General features: G+C 70.3%; 4 protein-coding genes. 3 read left to right on the top strand and 1 reads right to left on the bottom strand.

The window, feature by feature from the left end; genetic code table 11:
• The coding region (locus ACIP89_RS37755) for an adenosylhomocysteinase (RefSeq protein ID WP_388403288.1) at positions 1-95 on the top strand (95 nt) is incomplete at its 5' end.
• 239 nt (positions 96-334) lie between these two features.
• On the top strand, positions 335-946 hold the full coding sequence (locus ACIP89_RS37750; protein WP_401926795.1) for a hypothetical protein: 612 nt from the start codon (positions 335-337) through the stop codon (positions 944-946).
• Between the two features lie 66 nt (positions 947-1,012).
• Here ACIP89_RS37750 and ACIP89_RS37745 read toward each other — a convergent pair whose 3' ends face one another.
• Complete coding sequence (locus ACIP89_RS37745) at positions 1,013-1,972, bottom strand: RDD family protein (protein WP_402119018.1); 960 nt, start codon at positions 1,970-1,972, stop codon at positions 1,013-1,015.
• Positions 1,973-2,091: 119 nt separating this feature from the next.
• Between ACIP89_RS37745 and ACIP89_RS37740 the strand changes: the two genes are divergently transcribed.
• Positions 2,092-3,099, top strand: coding sequence for a stage II sporulation protein M (locus tag ACIP89_RS37740; RefSeq protein WP_402119016.1), 1,008 nt, complete (start codon positions 2,092-2,094; stop codon positions 3,097-3,099).
• The last annotated feature ends 310 nt before the right edge of the window (positions 3,100-3,409 follow it).

The raw sequence follows: 3,409 nt of genomic DNA, 5'->3' as shown, positions 1-3,409 counted from the left end.
TCGGCGTGAAGCTCACGACGCTGCGCCCGGAGCAGGCGGCGTACATCGGTGTCGAGGTCGACGGCCCGTACAAGTCCGACCACTACCGCTACTGATCGCCTGACCGCGACGGCATGCCGGTGACCGGTCACAGTCACCACCGGTCAGTGACGACCGGCCACCGGCAGCCTCGCGGACCGGACCCGGAGCCCGCGACGCGAAAGTGTCAGCGGCCCCCGGTGACCCAGTAGCGCAGCAGCACAGTGCATCAGCTACGAACGCAGGCCCCCGCACCCCCGTGTCGGGGGCCTGCGCCGTACCGCACCCGCACAGCCCGAGGAACCCGAAGGACCCCATGCCCCGCGGCCGATATTCGCTCCACGATCTTCACGACCACACCCCCCTCGGTGAAGAGCACTTCCACTGCGCCCCCGGCCCCTCCGGCTGGCGCTATGTCTCCCAGACGACCGCCCCGTCCGGCGACCACCTCGGATCCATCGATCTCACACTGGACGAACTCGGCCGCCCGATCCGTCTCGAACTCCACGCCGCGAGCTGGCAGATCCGCGGCGCCGCCCTCGAAGGCGTCACCTGGGTCCGCACCGATCCGACCGGTACTCACGCCACCGAAGGAAATGTCCGCGCCCACACCTTCACCGGCACTTCCCCCGCCTTCCTCGTCGCGACCGCACGCCTGCTGCGCCTCACCCCCGATTCCCCCGCGACCCGCCTCCGCGTCGTCGCCTTCACGGATCCGGTCCTCGCCCCCCGTACCGTCGACCAGTCCTGGGCCCTGGTGAACAGTGAAGCGCACGCCACTGACAACGGACCCCTGATCGTGGACGAATACCAGGTCAACGCCCTGGACACCGGTGAGCAGCACACCATCCACCTGGCCGGCGACGTGGTCCTCTCGGCCCCGGGCATCGAGCTGGAAGAGCTGGAATCCCCGCCCTCGGCCCGCTAGTGCCGTGACCGGCAAAGCCTGCCGGGAGCGGCGCCGCCCCTCTCGGACCGGGCCGCCGGACAGGCCCTAAGCGGGCGGGGCGAACCCGGTTGCGGGCGGTGGCACGGATTCCGTCCCGGGAGCTGGGGCACCGGGCGGGGGGACAGCGTGCGCAGCCCCCGAGCCCCGCGGCCCCTCGCTCGCGCCGCCGCCGCTGACACTGCCGCTGCCGGTCGGGCCGGGAGGTTTCATGGGCCACCCCGCGCCCGTACCGCCGGGGCGGTCGGAGGAAGACGGGGAGGCGGCCCACATCCGGTGCGCGTCCCGGGCCTGCCGCTCGTTCACCACGGCTGCCAGGTACGCGGCGGCGGGCACGCCCACCGGCGCCGGAACCCCGGTCCACCCGGCAAGCTCCCCGGCCAGCCGGCCGGCCATGGCCCGGCCCACGTCCGCGTCCAGCTGGTGCATCCGCGTCAGGTACTGCCGTACCGCCAGCCACAGCTCGTCCGGAACCGCCGACAGGTCCAGCCCCGCGAAGCGTCCCACCAGCCAGGGAGGCGGGGGAGGAACGGAGGCGGACCGGCCCGCCGGCAGCCGCTCGCGTACGACGAGCGTCCCCGCGAAGACATCCCCGAGCCGCCTCCCGCGCGCCGAGACCAGCGACGCGATGGACGCGACCACCCCGAGCGTCATGAGGATCTCCACGACCCCCATCGCCCCACGCACCAGCGCGTGCCGGAACCGGATCGGCCCCCCGTCGTCCCGCACCACGCGCAGCCCGCACGCCAGCTTCCCCAGCGAACGTCCGTGGCTGAGTGTCTCCACCGCGATCGGAGCGCCGACCAGTACCAGCAGGAATGTGGCCACGGAGACGGCGGCGAACGCCGCCGTGTCCAGCCCGGAGGTCGCCACGGCCAGTCCGGCAGAGACCAGGACGAACGCCGCCCCCACCACGACCAGATCGATGGACAGAGCCAGCGCACGGCTCGGCAGCTTCGCCGGCCGCAGCCCCAGCACGACCGCGTCCCCGGTCACGAGCTCGCTCATTCCCGCTCATCCTTCGCAGTCCATCCCAGTCCCGCCGGGCCACAGTCTGCCAAGCTGACCCGCAAACGCGCCGCAGCAGTACGGACCCGTACGCACCATGCCTGGAGCAGCAGCCGACCATGGACCTCGACGTCTTCGTCAACGCCCACCGCAGCGAGTGGGACCGCCTGGACCACCTCCTGCACCGCGGACGCAAGCTGACAGGCGCGGAAGCCGACGAGCTCGTCGACCTCTACCAGCACACGGCGACCCAGCTGTCCCTGATCCGGTCCAGTGCCCCCGACCCGTTGCTCATCGCGCGCCTCACCCAGCTGGTGGCCCGCGCCCGTGCCACGGTGACCGGAACCCGCCGGGCCTCGTGGCAGGACGCCGCGCGCTTCCTCACCGCGGGCTTTCCCGCAGCGGTCTACCGCTCCCGGCACTGGTGGATACCCACAGCCGTCCTCTCGATGCTTCTGGCCGCACTGATCGGCTGGTGGATCGGCACCCATCCGGAAGTCCAGTCGGCCATCGCCGCCCCGGAAGACCTGCGCCGCATGACCAGCCCCGGTGGCGAGTACGAGACCTACTACTCAAGCCACCCCGCGGCCTCGTTCGCCGCACAGGTCTGGACGAACAACGCCCAGGCCGCGGCAGTGTGCCTGGTGCTGGGCGCGTTCCTCTGCGTCCCGGTGATCTGGATCCTCTTCCTGAACGTGCTCAATCTCGGCATAGGGATCGGGCTGATGTCCTCGGCCGGCCGGCTCGACACCTTCCTCGGCCTGGTCCTTCCGCACGGACTGCTCGAACTCACCGCCGTCTTCGTCGCGGCAGGAACCGGGCTCCGACTGGGCTGGACGGTCATCGACCCCGGCCCGCGCACCCGGCGCACCGCGCTCGCGCAACAGGGCCGCGCCGCGATCGGAATGGCCATCGGCCTGGCCCTGATCCTGTTCGTCTCGGGTGTCATCGAAGGCTTCGTCACCCCCTCCGGCCTCCCGACCTGGGCCCGTATCGCCATCGGTATCGCCGCCGAGCTGGCCTTCCTCGCCTACGTCTACATCCTGGGCGGCCGCGCGGCCCGAGCCGGCGATACCGGCGACGTTGCCGACACCGAACGGAGCGCCGAACTACCGGTGGCCGCCTGATGTGCGTAGGCCTCTCCCGACCTGCTAGTCTCCTCTTCGCCCCAAAAACCGTTGACACGGCGCACTGGGGGAGGTAGATTCGAACGGTTGCCTCGAACTGGACAAGTTCGGGCCCAGCAGTTAGTGTCATCTCGCTCTCGTCGGGAATTGAATTTCCGCAGAGCCATTGATTCCCACTCTCCGGATCACGAAGCCGATCAGTTCGGCCCACATGTTTCTGATAAAGTCGGATCAGCCGAAAGGCAAGGCCACTTCAACGGCCACCGGAATTCAAATTCGAACCGGAAACGGAACGAAATAGAGTCTGGTA

The organism is Streptomyces sp. NPDC088730, assembly GCF_044751215.1.
GTDB lineage: Bacteria > Actinomycetota > Actinomycetes > Streptomycetales > Streptomycetaceae > Streptomyces.
Note: the sequence above shows the minus strand (reverse complement) of the source record. Positions and strands in the feature narration are given on the sequence as shown.

Excerpts from the sequence above, each read along its gene's own strand:
- ACIP89_RS37750 (WP_401926795.1), top strand. The coding sequence starts at position 335 with ATGCCCCGCGGCCGATATTCGCTCCACGATCTTCACGACCACACCCCC.
- ACIP89_RS37745 (WP_402119018.1), bottom strand. The coding sequence starts at position 1,972 with ATGAGCGAGCTCGTGACCGGGGACGCGGTCGTGCTGGGGCTGCGGCCG.
- ACIP89_RS37740 (WP_402119016.1), top strand. The coding sequence starts at position 2,092 with ATGGACCTCGACGTCTTCGTCAACGCCCACCGCAGCGAGTGGGACCGC.